The organism is Geodermatophilus sp. SYSU D00742 (genome assembly GCF_054049935.1).
In genome coordinates this window covers 213690-236035 of sequence record NZ_JBJGYJ010000003.1, presented here as the reverse complement: position 1 = coordinate 236035, position 22346 = coordinate 213690, and the positions used below count along the sequence as shown (strand labels likewise).

The 22346-nt window shown below is 76.4% G+C and carries 23 protein-coding genes and 1 tRNA gene; 11 read left to right on the top strand and 13 right to left on the bottom strand.

The window, feature by feature from the left end; genetic code table 11:
* Nucleotides 1–530 precede the first annotated feature (530 nt).
* From ACI78V_RS03760 to ACI78V_RS03750, 3 genes are all read right to left on the bottom strand, one after another.
* Nucleotides 531–890, bottom strand: a complete 360-nt coding sequence (locus tag ACI78V_RS03760) for a DUF3263 domain-containing protein (RefSeq protein ID WP_456849057.1) — start codon at nt 888–890, stop codon at nt 531–533.
* 80 nt (nt 891–970) lie between these two features.
* Complete coding sequence (rarD, locus tag ACI78V_RS03755; protein WP_456849055.1) at nt 971–1888, bottom strand: EamA family transporter RarD; 918 nt, start codon at nt 1886–1888, stop codon at nt 971–973.
* 64 nt (nt 1889–1952) lie between these two features.
* Nucleotides 1953–2384 carry a CBS domain-containing protein gene (locus ACI78V_RS03750; protein WP_456849053.1) on the bottom strand — a complete coding sequence of 144 codons (432 nt, stop codon included), beginning with the start codon at nt 2382–2384 and terminating at the stop codon, nt 1953–1955.
* Between the two features lie 84 nt (nt 2385–2468).
* Between ACI78V_RS03750 and ACI78V_RS03745 the strand changes: the two genes are divergently transcribed.
* Together ACI78V_RS03745 and ACI78V_RS03740 are read left to right on the top strand one after the other, a co-directional pair.
* Entirely contained in the window at nt 2469–2879 is a 411-nt protein-coding gene (locus ACI78V_RS03745) for a DUF5313 family protein (RefSeq protein ID WP_456849051.1), read from the top strand.
* Nucleotides 2880–3101: 222 nt separating this feature from the next.
* Nucleotides 3102–4646 carry a M20/M25/M40 family metallo-hydrolase gene (locus ACI78V_RS03740; protein ID WP_456849049.1) on the top strand — a complete coding sequence of 515 codons (1545 nt, stop codon included), beginning with the start codon at nt 3102–3104 and terminating at the stop codon, nt 4644–4646.
* A 55-nt stretch (nt 4647–4701) separates the two neighbouring features.
* Here ACI78V_RS03740 and ACI78V_RS03735 read toward each other — a convergent pair.
* Both ACI78V_RS03735 and ACI78V_RS03730 read right to left on the bottom strand, forming a co-directional pair.
* Nucleotides 4702–4774: transfer RNA gene (locus tag ACI78V_RS03735), tRNA-Thr, on the bottom strand.
* A 102-nt stretch (nt 4775–4876) separates the two neighbouring features.
* Nucleotides 4877–5509, bottom strand: a complete 633-nt coding sequence (locus ACI78V_RS03730) for a hypothetical protein (protein WP_456849047.1) — start codon at nt 5507–5509, stop codon at nt 4877–4879.
* A gap of 191 nt (nt 5510–5700) precedes the next feature.
* On the opposite strand from ACI78V_RS03730, the gene ACI78V_RS03725 reads away from it, so the two are divergent.
* From ACI78V_RS03725 to ACI78V_RS03710, 4 genes are all read left to right on the top strand, one after another.
* Complete coding sequence (locus ACI78V_RS03725; protein ID WP_456849045.1) at nt 5701–6603, top strand: universal stress protein; 903 nt, start codon at nt 5701–5703, stop codon at nt 6601–6603.
* A gap of 51 nt (nt 6604–6654) precedes the next feature.
* On the top strand, nt 6655–7431 hold the full coding sequence (locus ACI78V_RS03720) for an ABC transporter permease (RefSeq protein ID WP_456849043.1): 777 nt from the start codon (nt 6655–6657) through the stop codon (nt 7429–7431).
* Between the two features lie 104 nt (nt 7432–7535).
* Nucleotides 7536–8954, top strand: a complete 1419-nt coding sequence (locus ACI78V_RS03715) for a trypsin-like peptidase domain-containing protein (RefSeq protein WP_456849041.1) — start codon at nt 7536–7538, stop codon at nt 8952–8954.
* Between the two features lie 170 nt (nt 8955–9124).
* Nucleotides 9125–10330, top strand: coding sequence for a DUF445 domain-containing protein (locus ACI78V_RS03710; RefSeq protein WP_456849039.1), 1206 nt, complete (start codon nt 9125–9127; stop codon nt 10328–10330).
* Nucleotides 10331–10413: 83 nt separating this feature from the next.
* Here ACI78V_RS03710 and rlmB read toward each other — a convergent pair whose 3' ends face one another.
* From rlmB to ACI78V_RS03685, 5 genes are read right to left on the bottom strand one after another with little or no spacing between them, the layout of a single operon-like run.
* Nucleotides 10414–11376, bottom strand: coding sequence for a 23S rRNA (guanosine(2251)-2'-O)-methyltransferase RlmB (gene rlmB, locus ACI78V_RS03705; RefSeq protein WP_456849037.1), 963 nt, complete (start codon nt 11374–11376; stop codon nt 10414–10416).
* Nucleotides 11376–12779, bottom strand: a complete 1404-nt coding sequence (gene cysS, locus ACI78V_RS03700) for a cysteine--tRNA ligase (protein ID WP_456849035.1) — start codon at nt 12777–12779, stop codon at nt 11376–11378. The genes rlmB and cysS overlap by 1 nt, the downstream gene beginning before the upstream one ends.
* A 27-nt stretch (nt 12780–12806) precedes the next feature.
* Nucleotides 12807–13301: a 2-C-methyl-D-erythritol 2,4-cyclodiphosphate synthase gene (gene ispF / locus ACI78V_RS03695; RefSeq protein ID WP_456849033.1), complete on the bottom strand. Its 495-nt coding sequence runs from the start codon at nt 13299–13301 to the stop codon at nt 12807–12809.
* Nucleotides 13298–13978, bottom strand: coding sequence for a 2-C-methyl-D-erythritol 4-phosphate cytidylyltransferase (ispD, locus tag ACI78V_RS03690; RefSeq protein ID WP_456849031.1), 681 nt, complete (start codon nt 13976–13978; stop codon nt 13298–13300). The genes ispF and ispD overlap by 4 nt, the downstream gene beginning before the upstream one ends.
* 41 nt (nt 13979–14019) lie before the next feature.
* Nucleotides 14020–14502: a CarD family transcriptional regulator gene (locus ACI78V_RS03685; RefSeq protein ID WP_097206868.1), complete on the bottom strand. Its 483-nt coding sequence runs from the start codon at nt 14500–14502 to the stop codon at nt 14020–14022.
* A 122-nt stretch (nt 14503–14624) separates the two neighbouring features.
* Between ACI78V_RS03685 and ACI78V_RS03680 the strand changes: the two genes are divergently transcribed.
* The gene (locus ACI78V_RS03680; protein ID WP_456849029.1) at nt 14625–15482 is read left to right on the top strand and encodes a UbiA family prenyltransferase; all 858 of its coding nucleotides are present in this window, start codon (nt 14625–14627) and stop codon (nt 15480–15482) included.
* A gap of 20 nt (nt 15483–15502) precedes the next feature.
* Here the strand turns inward: ACI78V_RS03680 and ACI78V_RS03675 are convergent, their stop codons facing one another.
* Both ACI78V_RS03675 and ACI78V_RS03670 read right to left on the bottom strand, forming a co-directional pair.
* On the bottom strand, nt 15503–16384 hold the full coding sequence (locus ACI78V_RS03675) for a hypothetical protein (protein ID WP_456849027.1): 882 nt from the start codon (nt 16382–16384) through the stop codon (nt 15503–15505).
* Nucleotides 16385–16394: 10 nt separating this feature from the next.
* On the bottom strand, nt 16395–16988 hold the full coding sequence (locus tag ACI78V_RS03670; RefSeq protein ID WP_456849025.1) for an RNA polymerase sigma factor: 594 nt from the start codon (nt 16986–16988) through the stop codon (nt 16395–16397).
* Nucleotides 16989–17208: 220 nt separating this feature from the next.
* On the opposite strand from ACI78V_RS03670, the gene ACI78V_RS03665 reads away from it, so the two are divergent.
* The 3 genes from ACI78V_RS03665 to disA all read left to right on the top strand — a co-directional run bounded on the left by ACI78V_RS03665 (nt 17209) and on the right by disA (nt 20529).
* Complete coding sequence (locus tag ACI78V_RS03665) at nt 17209–17901, top strand: hypothetical protein (protein ID WP_456849023.1); 693 nt, start codon at nt 17209–17211, stop codon at nt 17899–17901.
* A gap of 59 nt (nt 17902–17960) precedes the next feature.
* Nucleotides 17961–19325, top strand: coding sequence for a DNA repair protein RadA (radA, locus tag ACI78V_RS03660; RefSeq protein WP_456849021.1), 1365 nt, complete (start codon nt 17961–17963; stop codon nt 19323–19325).
* A gap of 118 nt (nt 19326–19443) precedes the next feature.
* On the top strand, nt 19444–20529 hold the full coding sequence (disA, locus tag ACI78V_RS03655; protein ID WP_456849019.1) for a DNA integrity scanning diadenylate cyclase DisA: 1086 nt from the start codon (nt 19444–19446) through the stop codon (nt 20527–20529).
* 99 nt (nt 20530–20628) lie between these two features.
* Here disA and ACI78V_RS03650 read toward each other — a convergent pair whose 3' ends face one another.
* The gene (locus tag ACI78V_RS03650; RefSeq protein WP_456849017.1) at nt 20629–21333 is read right to left on the bottom strand and encodes a MucR family transcriptional regulator; all 705 of its coding nucleotides are present in this window, start codon (nt 21331–21333) and stop codon (nt 20629–20631) included.
* 77 nt (nt 21334–21410) lie between these two features.
* On the opposite strand from ACI78V_RS03650, the gene ACI78V_RS03645 reads away from it, so the two are divergent.
* Nucleotides 21411–22310 (top strand): A/G-specific adenine glycosylase, encoded by a 900-nt coding sequence (locus tag ACI78V_RS03645; protein WP_456849015.1) that lies wholly within the window; start codon nt 21411–21413, stop codon nt 22308–22310.
* Nucleotides 22311–22346 lie beyond the last annotated feature (36 nt).

Here is a 22346-nt window from a genome sequence, read left to right as displayed (position 1 = left end):
GCGGGTCTCCGGCCGCCCGGCCACCGACCTCCCACCCCCCCGCCGGCCCCCCGCCCCCCCCCGCCCCCCCCCCCCCCCCCCCGCGGGGGTGACACCGGGCCGCCCGGCCAGGGGCGCTGCGCCGGGACCGCCGACGGTCGGCGCGGCCGCGGGACGCCCCGCTCGCGGGACGGCTGCGGCCGGGACGGCGGCCCGCCCGGCCGGGGTGCCGTTGGGACGACCGGTCGGCGGGGTGGCCCCGGACCGACCGGCGGCCGGTGGCGTGGCGCGCGGCTGGCGCGGGGCCGCCGCGGGCACCGGGCGGGGCGGCGGACGGCGGCGGCCCGGGTCCTCGCCGGCGTCGAGGAGGCCCTCACGCCGACGGTCGGCCCGGCTGCGACCCGGCGTGGTGGGGTGGTCGCTCAGGTCCTGGTCGACCACGACCGGGGGTGTCGGGCCGTCCGTACGGCGTCGACCGTGGGGGACCGGGGCGGTCCCCCGGTCCGAGATGTCACTGCCTGACGCGGCGTGCCTGCCCACGGTTACCAAATCTAGATGGCTGAGCCCCCGTTGCCCAGGATGTGGGACGAACGACGCTGCCCGCGTGCGGCGCGCACCCGGCGCAGGCGGCGCACGAGCAGCGGATCGGCCTCCAGCGCGGCCGGACGGTCGACCAGCGCGTTGAGCACCTGGTAGTAGCGGGTCGGCGCCATGCCGAAGCGCTCCCGGATCGCCGTCTCCTTGGCGCCCGGCCGCCGCCACCACTGCCGTTCGAAGGCCAGCATGTCGTGCTCGCGCCGGGTCAGGCCGCCGGCAGCGACCGGCGCCTCCGTCGTGGGCGGTGCGGATGCGGGCGGGGGCAGCACCTCGCCCCCCGGCGGGGAGACCGCGGGAGCTGGTTCGGCAGACATCGGACGTCCTTCGGGGTGGGTGGTGAGGACTCGACGGTAGTCCCGCCCACCGACATCCGGGACGCCGATCCGGCGTGCCGTCAGACCGGCGCGACCGCCGCCTCCTGGGCCCGCCGGCGGCTCCCGGCGCGGGCCTGCCGGAGGCTGTCGGCGGTGAAGACGGCGAGGGCCACCCAGACGATGACGAAGCCCACCAGCCGGGCTGCCGGCATCGGCTCGTGGTTGACGAAGACGCCGATCGCCAGCTGCATGAGCGGGGTGACGTACTGCAGCAGGCCGACCGTCGACAGCGGGATGCGCCGGGTCGCGGCGGCGAACAGCAGCAGCGGGACTGCGGTCGCGATCCCGGAGCTCAGGAGCAGCAGCAGGTGCCCGGTCCCGGCGGTGCCGGCGGTCCCCTCCCCCTGTGCGTGCAGGACGGCGAGCACGACGGCCGCGGGGACGGCGACCAGCGCCGTCTCCACGAACAGCCCCGGGGCGGCCTCCACCCGGACCACCTTCTTCATCAGCCCGTAGAGGCCGAAGCTGACGGCCAGGGCGAGGGCGATCCACGGCGGGCGCCCGTAGTCGACGGTGAGCACCACCACCGCGACCGCGGCGATGCCGACCGCCGTCCACTGCAGCGGCCGCAGCCGCTCGCTGAACACCACCACGCCCAGCAGCACGCTGACCAGCGGGTTGATGAAGTAACCGAGCGAGGTCTCGACCACGTGCCCGGAGTTGACGGCGATGACGAAGACCAGCCAGTTGACCGCGATGAGCAGCGCCGCGCCGAACAGCACCAGCAGCGTGCGCCGGTCGGTGACCGCCGCACGCACGTGCGACCAGCGGCGGACGACGGTCAGCAGGCCCCCGACGAACAGCAGCGACCACAGCACGCGGTGCGCCACGATCTCCAGCCCACCGGCGGGTTCCAGCAGGGGGAAGTACAGGGGGAACAGGCCCCACATGCCGTAGGCGGCCAGCCCGGCGGCGACCCCCGTACGCCTCTCGTCCACCGCCGCACCATACGTGCGGCCCTCTTCCGGGCGCCGCCCCGTTCCGCCCCGAGGGGGCGGCCCCTCAGGCGGTCTGGATGTAGTCGACCAGCTGGGCGCGCTCGCTCTCCAGCTCGTCCAGACGGGCCTTGACGACGTCCCCGATCGAGACGATGCCGACCAGCTGCCCGCCGTCCACGACGGGCACGTGACGGACCCGGTGGTCGGTCATCGTGCGGGCGAGCTCCTCCACGCCGGCATCCGGGAGGCAGGTGTGCACGTCGGCGGTCATGACGCTGGAGACGGGGTCCTCGAGCAGCTCCGTACCGCGCTCGTGCAGCGCGCGGACGATGTCCCGCTCGGAGACGATCCCGTCGACGGAGCGCCCGTCGGCGGAGACGACGAGGGCACCGACGCCGTGCTGGGCGAGCAGTGCGAGCGCCGTGCGGATGCCGGCCGAGGCCTCGACGGTGGCGACGTCGGCGCCCTTGCGGCGGAGCAGCTGGCTGATGTGCACGGGACCTCCCCGGGCGAGACGGCGCGAGCAGTGTGCTCCACGTCCCGGGGCTCGGGCAACGCCGCGGAGGCCTACCGTCGAGGTGTGCCGACCCGGTCCACCCAGCGCCGCCCCACCCCGCTGCAGTGGGTGCGTTACGCCCTGGGCGGCGGTCTGCCCGCCGAGCTGTCGCCGTGGGTGCTCGCCGACACCACCGAGCCGGGCTGGATCCGCCGCCACCTGACCCGCGCCCTCGTCCAGCTGCTGCCGGTCCTCGTGCTCTGCCTCGTGGCGGTGCCGGTGCCGCTGGCCTACCGGCTGTCGGCCGCCGCCGGTGGCCTGCTGCTGGGGTTGTTCTTCTCCGTCGCGTTCATGACCGAGACGATCGAGCACCGCGTGGCCAAGGCCGGGTACCCGGCCGGGACGGCGGCCCGGCTGCGCGCCCGACGCGCCGAGCGGGAGCAGTTGGAGCGCCGCTCCCCGTACCGCCGCGACGGCGCCGGCAGCTTCGACTGAGCCGCTCACGGCGCCGCGTCCGACCCCGCCGACGGCGGTGTGCCGCAGGGGGCCGCGACGGCCCCGCCGGCGCCGGTCGAGGTCACCGTGGGCGGCAACGCGGTGCGGCCGGGGCGGGGCTCGCCTGCGCCACCTGCTGGTTTGACGGGGGTGACGGAGGTCACGGATGGTGCTGGCGGTTGCCAACGTCCTTCCCTCCCGCCTCCGGACACAGGAGCCCCCGTGCACCCACCCCTCCGACGCCGCTGGGCCGCACCGGTCCTGCTCGCCCTCGTCTCCCCCGCCCTGGTCGCCTCCCCCGCCGCGGCCACCGGTCCCGACACCACCGCACTGCGCGACGCGCTCACCGTCGAGGGCGTCACGGAGCACCTCGAGGCCTTCCAGGAGATCGCCGGGGACCACGGCGGCACCCGCGCCAGCGGCACCCCGGGGTACGACGCCTCCGGGGACTACGTCGCCGACCGCCTGCTGGACGCCGGCTACCGGGTGACCGAGCAGAAGTTCACGTTCCCCTACTTCCAGCAGACCGCTCCGGCGACGTTCGCGCGGACGGCGCCGACCGAGCGGGCCTACGCGGCGGAGGAGTTCGCGGTCGCCGAGTACTCCGGCTCGGGCACCGCCTCCGGCCCCGTGCAGGCCGTGGCCGACAACCTCGTCCCGCCGCCGCCGGAGCCCAACAGCTCGAACGCCGGCTGCCAGGCCGAGGACTACGCGGGGTTCCAGCCCGGCAACATCGCGCTGGTCCAGCGGGGTACCTGCACCTTCGGCGAGAAGGCGGCCGCCGCGGCCGCCGCCGGGGCCAGCGCACTGGTCATCTTCAACGAGGGCCAGGAGGGGCGCACGGAGGTGCTGCGGGGCACCCTCGGCGGCCCGATGCCCGCGGGGTCGGCCATCCCGGTGATCGGGACCAGCTACGCCGTCGGCGAGGAGCTCACCGCGCTGCTGGGCGCCGGCGAGGTGCGCGTGGACATCACCACCTCGACCCTGTCCGAGCAGCGCACCACCTCCAACTACCTCGCCGAGACGCGGACCGGCCGCACCGACGAGGTCGTCGTCGTCGGCGCCCACCTGGACTCGGTGACCGAGGGCCCCGGCATCAACGACAACGGCACCGGGTCGGCCACCGTCCTGGAGATCGCCGAGCAGTTCGCCGAGCTCGGCGTCGAGCCGCGCAACGCCGTCCGGTTCGCGTTCTGGGGGGCGGAGGAGTCCGGTCTGCGCGGCTCGACGCACTACGTGGCGGGCCTGACCGAGCAGGAACGGACCGCCATCGCGCTGAACCTGAACTTCGACATGCTCGGCAGCCCGAACTTCGCCCGCCTGGTCTACGACGGCGACGGCTCGGACACCCCGACGGCCGGGCCGGCGGGCAGCGCCGAGATCGAGCGCGTCTTCCTCGACCACTTCGCCGCCGTGGGCCTGGCCGTCGAGCCGACCGTGTTCAGCGGCCGGTCGGACTACGGGCCGTTCATCGCCCAGGGGATCCCGGCCGGCGGGCTGTTCTCCGGCGCGGAGGGGATCAAGACCGAGGCGCAGGTCGCGCTGTACGGCGGCACGGCCGGCGTCGCGTACGACGCCTGCTACCACCAGGCCTGCGACGACATCGCGAACGTCAACGAGCAGGCGCTCGGCGAGCTCGGGGACGGCGCGGCCCACGCGACGCTGTGGCTCGCCCAGGCCGAGGTGCTGCCCGGCAGTGCACCGGCCGCGGCTCCGGGGGGCGGCGGGGCAGCCGACGGCGGCCACGCCGGGCACGCGGACCGCTGAGCCGGGCGGGGGCCGGACGGCGGGGTGCGGTCGACACCCCGCCGTCCGGGTCCCGAGCCGACGAGGGGACTCGAACCCCTAACCGCCCGATTACAAGTCGGGTGCGCTACCAGTTGCGCCACGCCGGCGGGACATGAGGAACAGGCCCCGACCCAAGGATAGGGACACCACGGGGCGTGACCAGGCGGCCCTGCTCGTTCGGTGGTCGCCCTCCGTCCACCGGGCGACGGTCAGGCGGCCGGATCGCCGTGCCGGAGGTAGCCGGCGGGGTCGCTGCCCGGCTGCGGCACGGCCGCCAGCCACCGGGCGAAGCCGGCCGGGTCACGGCGTTCCAGCTCGTCGAGCGTCTCCTGGCGGCGGGCCACGATCACCTGCCGGGTCGCCGCGTCCAGGGGGCCGGCCAGCGCGGCCGTCGTCCGCACCCACTCCCGGCCCAGCTCACCGGTGGACAGCGCCGACACCGGGGACGACGTCACCGCGGCCACGGGCGGCTCCGCCGGCCGGACGGCGACCGTCGCCGGGCGACTGTGGACCATCCACACCGCCAGGCCGGCGGCGACCCCGGCCCCCGCGACCAGCAGGGTCAGCAGCGCGCCGCCGAGCACCGCGCTGCCGGAGAGCACGAGGAGCACCACGACCGTCGCCACGGCTGCCTGCCACGCGGCCTCCACGGTCCTGCGGCGGTCCTGCCCGGAGGACTCCCGGGCGATGCCGGCTGCCAGACACCCGGAGACCACCGCGGCGATGCCGACGGCGACCAGACCCGTCGGGGGCAGCGCCAGGCCACCGACCGCGACGAAGCCGCCGCCGACGAGGAGACCGACCCCCAGCAGGAGACGGGCGAGAGGTCCGCGGGTGGGCACGGGGCAGCCTCCAGGAGCCGGCCGACACAGGGGTGGGGCGCCGCCCGGCGGCGGCCACCCGGAGGCCCCCTACCCAGGTCGCAGGCACCTTGCACCCACCGTGGCGACGGGGGCTTCCCTGACGGCGTCCGCGGTAGGACGCTCGGGGACACGCACGGGGGACGACCGCTCTGTCGGAGGTGCTCGTGTCCATGACGACCCCCACTCCCGCCGGCACGCTGCCCGAGCCCCGCCCCGGGGACGACGACCCGCCCGTGCTGCCGATCGTGGTCGGCGCCGACGGCAGCGAGTGCGGGTTGCGAGCCGTCCGCTGGGCCGCCGGGGAGGCCGCACGCCGAGGAGCGCCGCTGCGCATCGTGCACGCCTCGCCGAACGCCGGCCGCCAGGGCGTGGCCGGTGCCACCGCGCCGGACCTGCCCCGCGCCCGGGGGGCCACCGCGCAGGCCTACACCGTCGCCGTGCACACCGAGCCGTCCGTGCCGACGTCCACCGAGGTGGTGCCCGGTGACCCCGTGACCGCCCTCGTGCGGGCCGCCGAGGACGCCCAGCTGCTCGTCCTCGGCATCTCCACCACCGGGGCGGCCGACGAGATGGTCCTGGCCTCGGTGGCCCAGAAGGTCGCCGCCCGGTCACCGCGGCCGGTCGTCGTCGTGCCCCGGCAGCGGGCCTCCACCAGCGGGAGCCGGCCGCACATCGCCGTCCTGGGCCTCGGCGACCGGGGGGACGACGAACCGGTGGCCACCTTCGCCGCCGAGGAGGCGCTGCGCGCGGGCCGGCCGCTGACGGTGCTGCACACCCGGCCGGACGACCACGCGGACTGGACGGCCGAGCCCGACGCGTGGGCCGAGCGCTTCCCCGACCTCCGCGTGTCCCACCAGCCGCTCCCCCACGTCACCGGTGGCCGGGTGCTGACCGCTGCCTGCCCGACGCCGCTGCTGGCGATGAGCGCGGGGCACGCGGGCCTCCTGCACCAGCCGCTGGACGCGCTGCACCGGTGGCTGCTGCGGCACTGCACGTCGCCGATGGCGCTGGTGCCGTCGATCCGCCGGCGGACCGGCATGGAGCCGAACGAGGAGATCATCGCCGTGGGCTGACCCGGCCGGCCGTGCCGGCGTGCGGGCACCCACCGGGCAGGATCGGCGCCCGTGGGTTCCTCCGTCGTCGAGCTCGGCCCCGGGCTCGCCGTGGTGCTCTGCCTGCTGACCGCGGTCGCGGCGACGGCGGGCCGCCTCTCGGGGCTCGGCCAGGACCGGCCGGTCGTGGTGGCCGCGCTGCGCGCCACCGTCCAGCTCGTCGTCGTCTCCGCCGTCCTGCTGGGCGTGGTCGGCTCCCTGCCGCTCTCGGTGGCCTTCGTGCTGCTCATGCTCGGCGTCGCGGCGGCCACCGCGGCCGGCCGGGCCACCGGGCGGCACCTGCGCGACCCCGGTGCGCTGCGCCGGGTGGGCACCGCCGGTCTGCCGGTGGCGGTCGGGGCGGCACCGGTGGTCGCGCTGGTGCTGGCCAGCGGCACGGTGCCGCTGCGCGGCGAGGCGGTGATCCCGATCGCGGGGATCCTGATCGGCGGCGCGATGACGGCGACCTCACTGGCCGGCCGACGGTTGCGGGAGGAGATCACCTCCCGGCGCGGCGAGGTCGAGGCCGCCCTCGCCCTGGGGTTCCTGCGGCGGGACGCCGTCCTGGAGGTGGCCCGCCCCGCCGCGGCCACCGCCCTGGTGCCGCCCCTGGACCAGACCCGCACCGTGGGTCTGGTCACCCTGCCCGGCGCCTTCGTCGGCGTGCTGCTCGGCGGCGGCAGCCCGCTGGAGGCCGGCGCCGCCCAGCTGCTGGTCCTCGTCGGCCTGCTCGCCGCGCAGGTCGTGGCCGTGTGGACGGTCACCGAGCTCGTCGCGGGCGGGCGGCTGCTGGACGACGTCCCCCGGTAGGCACGTCCAGCGTTCTCACAGCGAGTCACCAGCACCGGGGCAGCAGCGAGGCCGACAGTGGTCCCGAGGGCAGCGGACCGCTGCTCGGGAGGAGGACTCGGACAGTGAGCGACTACGGCACCCCCCGCCCGGCGCCCGGCACGTGGGCGCCTCCGTCGGCGTGGCAGCCGCCGGTCGCCGGGCAGCCGGCCGGTGGGCAGTCGACCGGTGGACAGCCGGCCGGTGGCCAGCCGGGCGCCACGTACCCCGGCACCCACCCCGCCGGGGGCGCCGGCCACCCGACCGCCCCACAGCCGGGCACCGGGTACCCCACCGGCGGGTACGCACCCGCCGGGCAGCCGGGAACGGGACAGCCCGCCGGTCCGGCCGGGCCGGGCACCGCGCCGTTCCCCCAGCCCGCGCCCGCACCGCACCAGCGACAGCGCTCCGGCCGGCTGCGCATGGGCATCGCGGGCCTGGTGGCCGGTGCCCTGATCGGTGGCGGCGCCGGCGCCGGCGTCGCCGTCCTGGCCGACGGGTCCGACGGCAGCGGCCCGTCGGTCGCCGCCCAGAACGTCACGATCACCAACCCCGAGACGGCGACCGCCGTGACCGCGGCCGCGGCCAAGGCCGCCCCCAGCGTGGTGACGGTCTACGTCACCGGCTCGTCGGGCTCCGGCAGCGGCTCGGGGGTCGTGCTGACCGACGACGGCCACGTGCTCACCAACAACCACGTGGTGGGTCTGGACGGCGCCGGCGGGGACGCCGTCGTCTCGGTGCGCACCTCCGACGGCACGCTCTACGACGCGACCGTCGTCGGCACCCAGCCGCTCTACGACCTGGCCGTGCTGCGGCTGGACGGCGCCTCGGGGCTGACCCCGGCGACCTTCGCGGACTCCGACGAGGTCCAGGTGGGCGACCTGGCGGTGGCCATCGGGGCCCCGCTGGGCCTGTCGGACACCGTGACCGACGGGATCATCAGCGCCACCGGCCGCGCCGTCGCCACCGGCTCCACCGAGGGCGACGCCACGGTGATCGACGCGCTGCAGACCGACGCCGCGATCAACCCGGGCAACTCCGGCGGCGCGCTGGTCAACGGGGCCGGCGAGGTGGTCGGCATCAACACCGCCATCGCCACGGTCGCCCAGGGCCTGCCCGGCCAGCAGTCGGAGAGCGGCAACATCGGCGTCGGCTTCGCCATCCCCGGCAACACCGCCCAGCGGATCGCCCAGGAGCTCATGGCCGACGGCTCGGCGGACGTCACCTACCTGGGCGTCAGCGCGCAGACCGCGGCCGCCGACGGCAACAGCGAGATCGGCACCGGCGCCCAGATCGTGCGGGTGGAGGCCGGCACCCCCGCGGCAGACGCCGGGCTGCGGGCCGGGGACGTCGTCACCGCCGTCGGCGACCGGGTGGTGACCACCTCCACCGAGCTGACCGCCGCCGTCCGCAGCGCGACGCCCGGCGACGAGGTGACCCTGACGGTGCGCCGCGGGCAGGACACCAGCCAGGTCGACGTCACGCTCGGCAGCACCACCGGCTGACCCGCCGTGGGCGGGGACGGCGGCGGGGTGCCTAGGCTCGGGGGGGGGGGGGGCGGGGGGCCGCCGCGCCCCCCCCCCCCCCCCCCCCCCCCCCCCCCCCCCCCCCCCCCCCGACCGCGCCCCTCGCCAGCTCCCTCGACGACCCCGAGCGGGCCCGCGACCTCGCCCGGATGAAGCGGCTGGCCACCGGACTCTTCCTCGCCGCCGCGGCCGTCTTCGTCGCGTGTGTGCTGCTCGGGCCGGAGACGGGGGCGTGGGTGGGGTACGTGCGGGCCACCGCCGAGGCCTCGATGGTCGGGGCGCTGGCCGACTGGTTCGCCGTCACCGCGCTCTTCCGGCACCCGTTGCGGCTGCCCATCCCGCACACGGCGATCATCCCGCGCAAGAAGGACCAGATCGGCGCGAGCCTGGGCACCTTCGTCCAGGAGAACTTCCTGACCCGCGCGGTGGTCGAGGAGAAGCTGACCACGGTGGACGTGCCCGGCCGGCTCGGTGCCTTCCTGGCCGCCCCGGGTCGGCCTGAGCGGCTGGCCGGGGACGCCTCGGCCCTGCTGCACTCCGTCGCCGACCTGCTCCGGGACGAGGACCTGCAGCCCGCCGTGGCCGCCCTCGTCGACCGCAAGCTGCACGCCACCCCGGCCGCCCCCGTGGTCGCACGGGTACTGGAACTGGTCGTTCAGGGCGACCGCCACCAGGAGGTGCTCTCCGCCGGACTGCGGGGGCTGGCGCGCTTCCTCGAGGACAACCGGGTCGTCTTCCGTGCCCAGCTGGGTGACGCCTCCCCCGCGTGGGTGCCGGACTGGGTCGACGACCGGGTGTTCGACCGGGTGTTCGCCGCCGTGCAGGGGTTCCTCGAGGAGGTCGGCGAGGACCCGCGGCACGAGCTGCGCCGGGACTACGACGCCCGGCTGCGGGCCTACGTGCACGCGCTGCGCACCGACCCGGACGCCGCGGGCCGCGTCGAGGAGCTGAAGAAGGAGCTGCTCGAGCACCCCGCCGTCCGGACCTGGTCGGGCTCGCTGTGGAGCAACCTGAAGAACGCCGTGCTGGCCGCCGCGGCCGACCCGGAGTCGGCCCTGCGCACGCGGGTCGCCGAGCTCATCCGGGACGGCGCGCGGCTGCTGCAGACCGACCCGACCGTGCGGGAGCTGGTCCAGCGGCGCGCGCACACCGTCGCGGGCTACCTGGTCGAGCGGTTCTCCGGCGACCTGGCCGACCTGGTCGGTGGCACGGTGGCCCGCTGGGACACCGAGGAGACCAGCCGCCGGATCGAGCTCCAGGTCGGCCGTGACCTGCAGTGGATCCGCGTCAACGGCACCGTCGTCGGCGGCCTGGCCGGGCTCGTCATCTACGCGACCGCCCAGCTCATCGGCTGAGGGCGACCGGCGTCCCCGGCCCCGGCACGGTGGTGGCCGTCAGGCGGTGGTCGCCACCACCGTGCAGGTCCCGCGGGCCGCTGTCAGCGACGGGCCGACGCGGCGGCGTAGAGGGCGATGCCGGCGGCGACGCTGACGTTGAGGGACTCGGTGTCCCGCGCGATCGGGATGCGGACGACGACGTCGCAGCGCTCCCGCACCAGCCGCGACAGGCCCGTCCCTTCGGCGCCCACCACGAGCGCCACCGGGTCGGCGAACCCGTCGAACTCGTGCACGTCGACGTCGCCGTCCCCCGCCAGGCCGACGGTCATGAGGCCGGCGTCCTGGTAGGAGGCGAGCGCGCGGGCCAGGTTGACCGCGCGGGCGACCGGCAGCCGGGCGGCGGCCCCGGCGCTGGTGCGCCACGCCGAGGCGGTCATGCCGACCGACCGGCGCTGCGGCACGACGACGCCGTGCGCGTCGAAGGCGGCCGCCGAGCGGACCACGGCCCCCAGGTTGCGCGGGTCGGTGACGCCGTCCATCGCCACGACCAGCGGCGGCCGGCCGGAGTCGCGGGCCAGGTCCAGCAGGTCGTCCGGGTGCGCGTACTGGTACGGCGGCACCTGCAGGCCGATGCCCTGGTGCAGCGCCCCGCCCGACATCCGGTCGAACTCCGCCTTGCCGACCTCCAGCAGCGGCAGCCCGCGGTCCCCGGCGAGCGCGATGGCCTCGGCGATGCGCTCGTCGAGGGCACCGCGGGTGGTGTCACCGGTGACCACGTAGAGGGCGGTCGCCGGGATCTGCGCGCGCAGGGCCTCGACGACGGGGTTGCGGCCGAGCAGGAGCTCGGGGGACTCGTCGGCGCGCTGCCGGCTGCGCTCCCGCTCGGCCCGGCGCCGCGCGTCGGCCTGCGCCCGGCGCTGCGCGGGGTGCCCGGTGCGGGCCTCGGCCGGCGGGGTGGCGCCGCGTCCGGCCAGGGCCCGGCGGTTCTTCCCGCCGGTGCCGGCGGTGGCCGTCTTCTTGCCGGCGCCGCTGCTGCGGCCCCGTCGCTGACTGTTGCCGGCCATCAGCGGCTCAGCTCCCATCGGGGTCCGTTCGGGGTGTCCTCGACCTGCACGCCGAGGGCGGCGAGCTGGTCGCGGATGGCGTCGGCGGCCGCGTAGTCCTTGCGGGCACGGGCGGCCTGCCGCTGCTCCAGCGCCAGCGCCACCAGGCCGCCGGTGACCTCGGTCAGCCGGTCGTCGCCCCCGCCGGTGGACCAGTGCGGGTCGAGCGGGTCCAGGCCCAGCACGGCCAGCATGGCGCGCACCGAGCCCAGCGCCGCGGCCACCGCGTCGTCCCGACCGTCGGCCAGGGCGGTGTTGCCCTGCCGCACCACCTCGTGGACGGCGGCGACCGCGGCCGGGGTGCCCAGGTCGTCGTCCAGGGCGGCCCGGAACTCCGGCGTCAGCTCTGGCTTGCCGGCGCCCTCCCCCACCCGCTCGGCCGCCCGCCGCACGAACGACTCCAGCCGCCGGTACGCGGCGCCGGCCTCGGCGAGCGCGGCGTCGGTGAACTCGATGGTCGACCGGTAGTGCGGGGCGACGAGGTAGTAGCGCAGCTCCACCGGCCGCACGCGCTTGACGACCTCGTCGACGAGCGCGGTGTTGCCCAGCGACTTGCTCATCTTCTCGCCGCCGAGGGTCACCCAGCCGTTGTGCAGCCAGTACCGCGCGAACCCGTCACCGGCGGCCATCGACTGCGCGCGCTCGTTCTCGTGGTGCGGGAAGCGCAGGTCCAGCCCGCCACCGTGGATGTCGAACTCGCCCCCCAGGTAGCGCTCTGCCATCGCCGAGCACTCCAGGTGCCATCCCGGACGCCCGCGGCCCCACGGCGTGGCCCAGCCGGCGGTCTCCGGCTCGCCCTGCTTGTGCGCCTTCCAGAGGGCGAAGTCGCGGGGGTCGCGCTTGCGCTCGTCGCTGTCGGTGTCGGCGGCCGGCTCCAGGTTGTCCAGCCGCTGGCCGGTGAGCTCCCCGTACCCCGGGAAGGACCGGACGTCGAAGTACACGTCACCGTCGGCGGCGTAGGCGGAGCCACGCTCGATGAGCCGCTCCATGAGCGCCACCATGTCGGGGATGTGACCCGTGGCGCGCGGCTCGTAGGTGGGCGGCAGCACGCCGAGGACGTCGTAGGCGCGGGTGCAGGCCAGCTCGTTGGTGTAGGCCCACGCCCACCACGGGACGCCGTTCTCGGCGGCCTTGGCGAGGATCTTGTCGTCGATGTCGGTGACGTTGCGGACGTAGCGGACGTCGAGACCGCCCGCGGTCAGCCACCGCCGGAGCACGTCGAAGTTCAGCTGGGCGCGCACGTGCCCGACGTGCGGCGGCCCCTGGACGGTGAGGCCGCAGACGTACACCGAGGCCTGTCCTGCACGCAGGGGCGTGAAGTCGCGGACCGCCCGGGCGGCCGTGTCGTACAGGCGGAGGCTCACTGCTGGGAGTCTACGGAGCCGCGGCGCTCAGTTCGGTCCGGAGTCGGCCCGGACCACCAGCGCCGTCGCCATCGCCGCCCGGCCCTCGCCTCGCCCGGTGAGGCCCAGTCCGTCGGTCGTGGTGGCGGTGACGCTGACCGGGGCGCCCAGTGCCGCCGACAGCACCGCCTCGGCCTCGGCCCGGCGCGGCCCCACCTTGGGGGTGTTCCCGACGAGCTGCACCGCGGCGTTGCCCACCCGCCAGCCGGCCCCGGCGAGGGTCGCCCGCACGTGCTCGAGCACCGCCGTGCCGCGGGCGCCGGCCCACCGGGGGTCGCCGGTGCCGAGCAGCCCGCCGATGTCGCCCAGCCCGGCCGCGGACAGGACCGCGTCGGTCAGCGCGTGGGCGACCACGTCGCCGTCGGAGTGGCCGGCGCAGCCGTCGACCCCCGGCCACTCCAGCCCGGCGAGCCAGCAGGACCGGCCGGCCTCGACCGGGTGGACGTCGACGCCGAGGCCGACCCGGGGCAGGTCGGCGCTCACCGGCGCGCGCCCAGCTGGAGCTCCGCGAGGGCGAGGTCGTGGGCGACGGTCACCTTCGCGGCCCGCTCGTCGCCGGCCACGGTCGTGACGGGGATGCCGACCGCCCGTACCACGGCGGCGTCGTCGGTCATCTCGGCGTCGGCGGGCAGCCCCGCGTAGGCCTCGGCGAGCGGGGCCCGGGCGAAGCCCTGCGGGGTCTGGACCCGGCGGAGCTCCTCCCGCGCGAGGGTGCCGGTGAGCACGCCGTCCGCGTCCACGGTGACGGTGGTGTCGACGACCGGGAGGACGGGGACCACGGCTGCGGCGCCCGCGTCCAGCGCGCCGAGCACCCGCCGGACGACGTCCGGTGGGGTCAGCGGGCGCGCGGCGTCGTGCACCAGCACCGCGTCGGGCGCGGGACGGGCGGGAGCGGACACCGCGGCCAGCGCCGCACGGACCGATGCGGTGCGGGTGGCGCCGCCGACGACCAGCCGCACGTCCACCGGCAGCACGGTGGCGAAGGCGCCCAGCTCCTGCTCCGGGACGGCGACGACGACGTCGGCCACGCCGGCGTCCCGAAGGGTGTCGACGGCCCAGCAGACCAGCGCCCGCCCACCGAGCGGGACCAGCGCCTTGGGCCGGTCCGCGCCCAGACGCAGACCACTCCCGGCCGCTGCGACGATGCCGACAGCGTGCACGGGAGTGGTCTGGGACGTGCGGGGAGTGCGCCGAGTGGAACTCAGCTGGCGAGGACCTCGTCGAGCAGGACCTCCGCCTTGTCCTCGTTGGTGCCCTCGGCGAGCGCGAGCTCGCTGACCAGGATCTGGCGCGCCTTGGAGAGCATGCGCTTCTCGCCGGCGGAGAGGCCACGGTCCTTGTCGCGACGCCACAGGTCGCGGACGACCTCGGCGACCTTGTTCACGTCACCGGAGGCGAGCTTCTCGAGGTTGGCCTTGTACCGGCGCGACCAGTTGGTCGGCTCCTCGGTGTGCGGGGCGCGCAGGACCTCGAAGACCCTGTTCAGCCCCTCCTGACCGACGACGTCACGGACGCCGACGATCTCTGCGTTGTCAGCCGGCACGCGCACGGTGAGGTCGCCCTGGGCGACCTTCAGCACGAGGTAGGCCTTCTCTTCACCCTTGATGACCCGCTTCTCGATCGCCTCGATGAGCGCGGCACCGTGGTGCGGGTAGACAACGGTCTCGCCGACAGTGAAGCCCATGTGTGTGTGACCCCTTTCGCTGTCCACAGGTTACCACGGCAAACTGACGAACGGGACGGCCGAGATTCGTAAATCCGCAGGTCAGCGGCGCGATGAACTACCGGGGAGGGGTTGACAGCGGCGTGGTCGATGTGCCTGCGCACCCCGCGCGGCCGGGCCTCACGGCCCGCGCCCTGGTGCTCGCGACCCACCCCGGGCCGGCCGTCGCGGTGACCGTCGTGGCGACGCTCCTGGCCGTCGCCGCCGGGTCTCCGGCCGGACGGGTGGTGCTCGTGACGCTCGCCGTCCTCGCAGGTCAGGCCTCCATCGGCTGGAGCAACGACTGGCTCGACGCCGACCGCGACCGCGCCGTCGCGCGCGCCGACAAACCCGTCGTGCAGGGTGCGGTCGCCCCCGCGCTGCTGCGCTCCCTCGCCCTGGGGGCGGCCGCGGCGGCCGTCGTCCTGTCCCTGCTCCTCGGCCCGGTGCCGGGCCTGCTGCTCCTGGTCCTGGTGGCCAGCGGGTGGGCCTACAACGCCGGCCTCAAGCGCACCGCGGCCTCCGTGGTGCCCTACGTGACCGGCTTCGGCGCGCTGCCCGCCGGCGTGGTGGCCGCCACCCCGGGGGCCCCGACGGCGCCCTGGTGGCTGGTCGCCGCCGGCGGCGCGCTGGGTGCCGCCGCGCACCTGGCCAACGTCGCACCCGACATCGAGGACGACCTGGCCACCGGCGTCCGCGGGCTCCCGCACCGACTGGGGCCCCGGGTCTCCGCCGTCACCGGCGCCCTCCTGCTGGGCGGCGCCTCACTGGTGCTGGTCCTGGCTCCCGACGGGCCGCCGACCGCGGCCGCCTGGGTGGGGCTCGCGCTGGCGGTGCCCGCCGTCGCGGTCGCGGCCCTCGCGGGCAGCGCGCGGTTCCGCCGGCTGGCGTTCCCGGCGGTCATGCTGCTGACCGTCCTGGACGTCGTCCTCCTGCTCGCCGGTGGGGCCGCGGTCTCCTGACCGCGACCCCACCGACGGGGTCACTTCCCGCTGTTGCCGTTGCCGCGGCCGTTGCCGTGGGCGGTGTCGCCGTCGGTGACCGACGCGGTCGGCTGCTCCACGACCGGCTGCGGCGCCGGCGCCGGGACGGCGCGCTCGGCCTCACGGGCCTCCCGCCGCTGGTCGTTGCGCTCGCGCGCCTGCCCACTGACGATGCCGCCGTCGACCCAGCCCTCGCGAGCACCCTCGCTGACCCAGCTCCCGTGGGACTGCCCCCCGGTGGGCCCTGAACGCCACACGTCCTGGGGGCTCGGCTCCGGGACGACCGCCCCGGGGGTCACCGGGAGCTGCGGCACCTCGCCGCCCGCGTCCGCGTCCGTCCCCCCACCGGCCTCGCCGTCGGCGTCCACCTCCGTCCCGGTGGTGTCGGTCGGGTCGGCGGAGGCGTCCGTCGGGTCGGCGGTGGCGTCGGTCGGCTCCGCACCGGGGTCCGTGGGACCGGTGGGGACGTCGGGGACGACGGTCTCGACGGCCGGTACCGGCTCGTCCGACGTCGTGAGCGCACCGGCGGTGGTCGCGCCGGCGACGGCGACCACGACGGCACCGGCCCCGGCCGCCGCCTTGGCGGCGACGCCGGCGGAGGCGATCTTGGCGACGAGGGTGGAGAGCAACATGCGAGGCCTCTTCCGTGAGGTCCGGGCGGGGCGCCCGGCCGTCCCGCAGGACGGTTCCTGGGTGGGGGTGAGCAGACCGGTCGCCAGCAGCTCCGCCAGGGCCGCGCTCGGCCGGCCGGGCACGGTGGCGCCGGCCCGGACCGCGTCGGTGAACGCAGCCAGGCCGGAGGCGTCCTCCGGTACCGGACGGCCGGCGAGGGCGGCCTCGAAGGCCTCCTCGGCGGCTCGGGCGTCAGCTGGGATGGTCATCTCGTCCTCGTCATCGCCGGAGGGCCGCAGAAGGGTGCGCGGGGGGTGCCACCCGTCCGGGTGGCGTCCCCTGGAGTGCGGTGCGCAGCGTCCGCAGCCCACGGCGCTGCAGGGCCTTGACCGAGCCCACGGAGCGGCCGAGCACCTGCGCCACCTGCTCGACGGTGAGGTCGCCGAGCACCCGGAGCAGCAGCACCGCCCGCTGGTCGGCCGGGAGGGTGCCGCAGAGCCGGTGCACGTCCGCGGCGCCGAGCCGGATGAGCGCGTCGTCCTCGACGTCGCCCCCGCCGAGGCCGTCGAGCAGCGCGTCGTCGTCGGCCACCTGCGGACGGCGCCCCCGGCGTCGCCAGTCGTCGACCAGGCGCCGGTGCGCGATGGTGAAGACCCATGCCCGGAGGGCGTCCTCGTCGCCGCGGAACCCCGCCAGCCCGGTCAGGACGCCGATGAAGGTCTCGCTGGCCAGGTCGTCGGGCTCGGCGGCGCCGTGCAGGCGCAGGTAACCGGTCACCGCCGGGGCGAGGTCCCGGTAGAGCACCTCGAACGCCCACGCGGCCCCGGCCCGGGCCGCGGCCAGGACGTCGTCGAACGGCAGTCCCGTCCGCACACTGCCTCCTGTCGCCGGTCCCCGTCCCCTCCCTGATCGGCAGCCGGCCCCCGGACCTGGACCGCGGCCACCCGGTCGGGTGGCCGCGGCCGGTGCCCCGCCCGCCGCGGCGCCACGGCACCGCTTCCCTCCGGGCGGAGCCCCCGGGGCGGGCGTTAGGCTCGGCCCGACCCGGGCCATCGACGTGCGGTGGCCGGCACGTCCCTGGAGGTCGACGGCTGTGAACCGCGCACTGCGCGCCGCCACGATGGGTGCCCTGCTGCTCAGCCCGATCGCGTTGACCGCGTGCAGCGCGGGGCAGGTGACGCAGACCGTCACGCAGAACCGGGACAAGGTCGGTGCCGAGGCCCAGGTGGGTGCCATCACCCTGCGCGCGGTCACCGTCGAGTACCCCGACGAGGGGCGCTACGAGGTCGGGGACGACGCCGCGCTGGACCTGGCGGTCGTCAACACCGGGAACGAGGCCGACACGCTCGTCGGCATCGAGGGCGAGGGCTTCGACGGCGTGCTGGTGAGCGGCCAGGCCTCCGCCTCGCCCGCCGTCCCCGGCTCGCCGTCGGCGACCCCGCCCGAGACCGGCGGCGCCGCCGCCACGACGACCGCGCCGGGCACGGCCACGGCCGGCACGGAGGTCGACATCCCGGTGCCGGCCGGCTCCACGGTCTTCATCGGCGGCGACGGCGACCTGACCGTCGAGCTGGCCGACCTGACCGAGGAGCTGACGGCCGGCCAGAGCATCGAGCTGACGTTCACCTTCGAGCAGGCCGGCGAGGTCACCGTCCGCGCCATGGTCGCCAACCCCGACCGGGTGCAGCCGCGCGAGGAGGGCTTCAACTTCCACACGGAGGAGGAGGGCTCCGAGGAGCACGGCACCGAGGTGGCCGGCGGGGGCAACCCCGAGTCCGGCGGCTGAGCGCGACCGCCCTCCCCGGCCTGCCGGGAACTGTCGTACCCGGCGGTTAGCGTCGCCGGGTGCCTGCAGGAGTGAAGCCCGCCCGACCCGCCCACCGCTGCACCGAGTGCGGCTACGCCTCGGCGAAGTGGGTCGGCCGCTGTCCCGAGTGCCAGGCCTGGGGCACCCTGCAGGAGGTCGGCGCCCCGGCCTCGCCGCTGCGCGCCGTCGTGGCCGGCCCGGTGACCGCCCCGGCCGTCCCCATCGCCCAGGTGGAACTGGCCGCCGCGCGGGCCGTCCCCACCGGCATCGAGGAGTTCGACCGGGTACTGGGCGGTGGGCTCGTGCCAGGCGCGGTGCTGCTGGTCGCCGGTGAGCCGGGCGTGGGCAAGTCCACGCTCCTGCTGGAGGTGGCCCACCGGGTCGCCGCCTCGAACGGTCCGGCGCTGGTGGTGTCGGGCGAGGAGTCCGCGGCGCAGGTCCGGTTGCGGGCGGAGCGCATCGGTGCGCTGCACGACCGCCTCTACCTGGCCGCCGAGACCGAGCTGTCGGCCGTCCTCGCCCACGTCGAGCAGGTCGCGCCGTCGCTGCTGGTCCTCGACAGCGTGCAGACGGTCCGCTCCCCCGCCGTCGACGGCACCGACGGCGGCGCCACCCAGGTGCGCGCGGTGGCCAGCGCCCTCACCGGCATCGCCAAGAGCCGCGGCATGACGACGATCCTGGTCGGCCACGTCACCAAGGACGGCGCGATCGCCGGCCCCCGTGCCCTCGAGCACCTCGTCGACGTGGTCATCTCCTTCGACGGCGAGCGGCACTCCACCCTGCGGCTGATCCGGGCGGCCAAGAACCGGTTCGGCCCGGCCGACGAGATCGGGTGCTTCGAGATCGGCGACGGCGGGGTGATCGGCGTCCCCGACCCCTCGCACCTGTTCGTCTCCCGGCGGGCCGCCCCGGTGCCGGGCAGCTGCGTCACGGTGACCATGGAGGGCAGCCGGCCGCTGCTGGCCGAGGTGCAGGCCCTCGTCGCCGGGTCCGGCGGGGGCGGGTCCCCACGGCGGGCGGTGAGCGGGCTGGACAGCCAGCGGGTGGCCATGGTCAACGCCGTGGTGGAGCGCCGCGGCGGGGTGAGGCTGGCCGACGCCGACGTCTTCGCCGCCTCCGTGGGCGGTGTGCGCATCGCCGAGCCCGCGGCCGACCTCGCCCTGGCCCTGGCGATCGCCTCGGCCGCCAAGGACACACCCCTGCCGCAGGGCCTGGTCGCCCTCGGCGAGGTCGGGCTCTCCGGGGAGATCCGCCGCGTCGGCGGCACCTCCCGCCGCCTGGCCGAGGCGGCGCGCCAGGGGTACCGGGTGGCGCTCGTGCCCGAGGACGCCGGCCCCGCTCCGCGCGGGATGCGGCTGGTGGAGGTCCCCGACCTGGGGGCCGCCTTCGCCCGCCTGTTCTGACCGCATCGCCTGGTGGACGACCGTCGACGGATCCGGTGAGGTGGGTCACCGGCCCCGGCCGATACGGTCGGGTGCCACGTAGACTCAGCCGCCACTACACCGAACGTCAGGAGCGCTCGTGCCCCCCGCTGTGGATCCCGAGGTCGCGCTCCGGGAACTGCTCGGTCGCATCGCCCCGGGGACGGCACTGCGTGACGGCCTGGAGCGCATCCTCGCCGGGCGCACCGGCGCCCTGATCGTGCTCGGCTACGACCGCGTGGTGGAGTCCATCTGCACCGGCGGCTTCGCCCTCGACGTCGCCCTCTCGGCCACCCGGCTGCGGGAGCTGGCCAAGATGGACGGCGCCGTCATCGTCTCCTACGACGGTTCGCGCATCGTGCGGGCCGGCGTCCACCTGATGCCCGACCCCACCGTCCCGACCGAGGAGTCCGGCACCCGCCACCGCACCGCCGAGCGGGTCGCCATCCAGACCGGCTTCCCGGTGATCTCGGTCAGCCAGTCGATGCACATCATCAGCGTCTACGTGGCCGGCCGGCGGTACACCCTCGAGCACCCGACCACGATCCTGGCGCGCGCCAACCAGGCCCTGGCCGCGCTGGAGCGCTACAAGCTGCGGCTCGACGAGGTGGCCAGCACGCTGTCCGCGCTCGAGATCGAGGACCTCGTCACCGTCCGCGACGCGATGAGCGTCAGCCAGCGGCTGGAGATGGTCCGGCGGATCGCCGACGAGATCGAGGGCTTCGTCGTCGAGCTGGGCACCGACGGGCGGCTGCTGGCCCTGCAGCTGGACGAGATGCTCGCCGGCGTCGAGGAGGACCGCGGCCTGCTGGTGCGCGACTACCTCCCCGGCGGCGCCCGGCGGCCCCGGACCATCGAGCAGGTCCTCACCGATCTGCGGGCCCTGTCGGCGACCGAACTGCTCGACCTCTCCGCGGTCGCCCGCTGCTACGGCCTCCCCACGTCGGCCGAGGCCCTCGACTCCCCCGTGAGCCCGCGGGGCTACCGGCTGCTGGCCCGCGTGCCGCGGCTGCCGGCCGGCATCATCGACCGCCTGGTCGACCACTTCGGCGGGCTGCAGAAGCTCCTGGCCGCCACGATCGAGGACCTGCTGGCCGTCGAGGGCGTCGGCGAGGCCCGCGCCCGCGGCATCCGCGAGGGCCTGTCGCGGCTGGCCGAGACCTCGATCCTCGACCGCTACAGCTGACGGAGGGCCCTGTGCCCCCCGCCGCTCGCACGCTCGCGGCAGGCCCCTGCGAGCGGGCCACCGTCCTCATCACCTGCCTGCTCGGGACGAGGTCCTCGCTCAGACGACGGCGAACGGGGCGTCCCCGCTGACCTTGGTGTCCAGCCGGCCCCGCAGCACGTACTGACCCGCACCGAGCACGGTGCGCTCGGCGGTGCAGGTCGGCTCGCTGGTGCGGCTGCCCCAGACCAGCGGGAAGGACACCGACTCCCCCGGCGCGAGCGTGCGGGTGTCGTCGCTGGACTCCGGGAAGCAGTCGTTGCTGCCCCACAGCCGGGTGCCTGCCTGGTCGAGCAGCACGATCTCCTGCAGCTCCTTGTCCAGCGTCCGCACGCACGGGACGGCGGAGACGTTGGCGACGACCAGCTCGAAGGTCGGCCGCCCGCCCACCGCGGCGCTGCCGGGGCTGCGCACCTCCAGCCCGATCATGTCGTCGCTGCACGGCCCGCCCGGGCTGGGCGCCGCCGGGGCCTCGGCCGGAGCCGGTACTGCCGGCGCGGGGCTCTCGGGCACCGGCGGCGGAGGCGTCGGCGTCTGCACGCTGGCCAGCGACGGCACCACCTGCTCGAGGGCGGGCGGGTCGGTGGGCTCGGCCGGCGTGGTGCCGGTCGGGGTGGCGGCGGCCGACGCACTGCCCGATTCGCCGGTGGCCGCCGCCACGACCAGCCAGCCCCCGCCGCCGAGCACGGCGACGACCAGCGCCAGGACCAGCAGGCGACGCCGCCAGTAGACCGCCGAGGGCAGGGGGCCGACCGGGTGCAGCACGCCGAGAACGGTAGTGCGCCCGCCCGCGGCCACCGGCGTCGGCACGCCGTCCCTGGCAGGCGGCACACTGGGTCCCCGTGGACAGCTCGCCCAGCCCCTCCCCGACGCGAGGGGACGACGTCGGTGAGGCCCTCGTCGACTGGTACGGCACCGCCGCGCGCGACCTGCCCTGGCGGGGACCGGACGTCGACCCGTGGGCGGTGCTCGTCAGCGAGGTGATGCTCCAGCAGACGCCGGTCGCCCGCGTGGAGCCGGTCTGGCGGGAGTGGATGGTCCGCTGGCCGAGCCCGGCGGCGCTGGCCGCCGCCTCACCGGCCGAGGTGATCCGCGCGTGGGGCAAGCTCGGCTACCCGCGGCGGGCGCTGCGGCTGCGGGAGGCCGCCGTCGCGCTCGTGGCGCGGCACGGGGGCGCCGTCCCGGCTGACGTGACGGCGCTGGAGGCCCTGCCGGGCATCGGCACCTACACCGCCCGCGCCGTCGCCTGTTTCGGGCACGGGCAGGTCCAGCCGGTGGTCGACACGAACGTGCGGCGGGTGGTGGCCCGGCTGGTGCACGGGCGGGCCGAGGCAGGCACCGCCCGGGCCTCCGACCTCACCGACATCGCCGCACTCGCCCCCGCCGACCCGGAGCAGGCGGTGCGGTTCTCGGTGGCGGTCATGGAGCTCGGCGCACTCGTCTGTGTCGCCCGGACGCCGCGGTGCGCGGCCTGCCCGGTGCGGACGAGCTGCGCCTGGCGACAGGCGGGTTGTCCCGCGGCGGACGGACCGGCCCGCAGGGTGCAGAAGTTCGCCGGGACGGACCGGCAGGTACGTGGGCGTCTGCTGGACGTCCTGCGAGCCGCTGAGGGCCCTGTGCCGGCCCCTCAGCTGGACCAGGCCTGGGCGGAGCCGGTGCAGCGTGCCCGGTGCCTGGACTCCCTGCTGGTCGACGGCCTGGTCGAGCAGACCCCCGACGGCCTGTTCACGCTCCCGACCTGACCGTCGCGCCCCGCGCCACCGCCGCGGTCGAGGGGC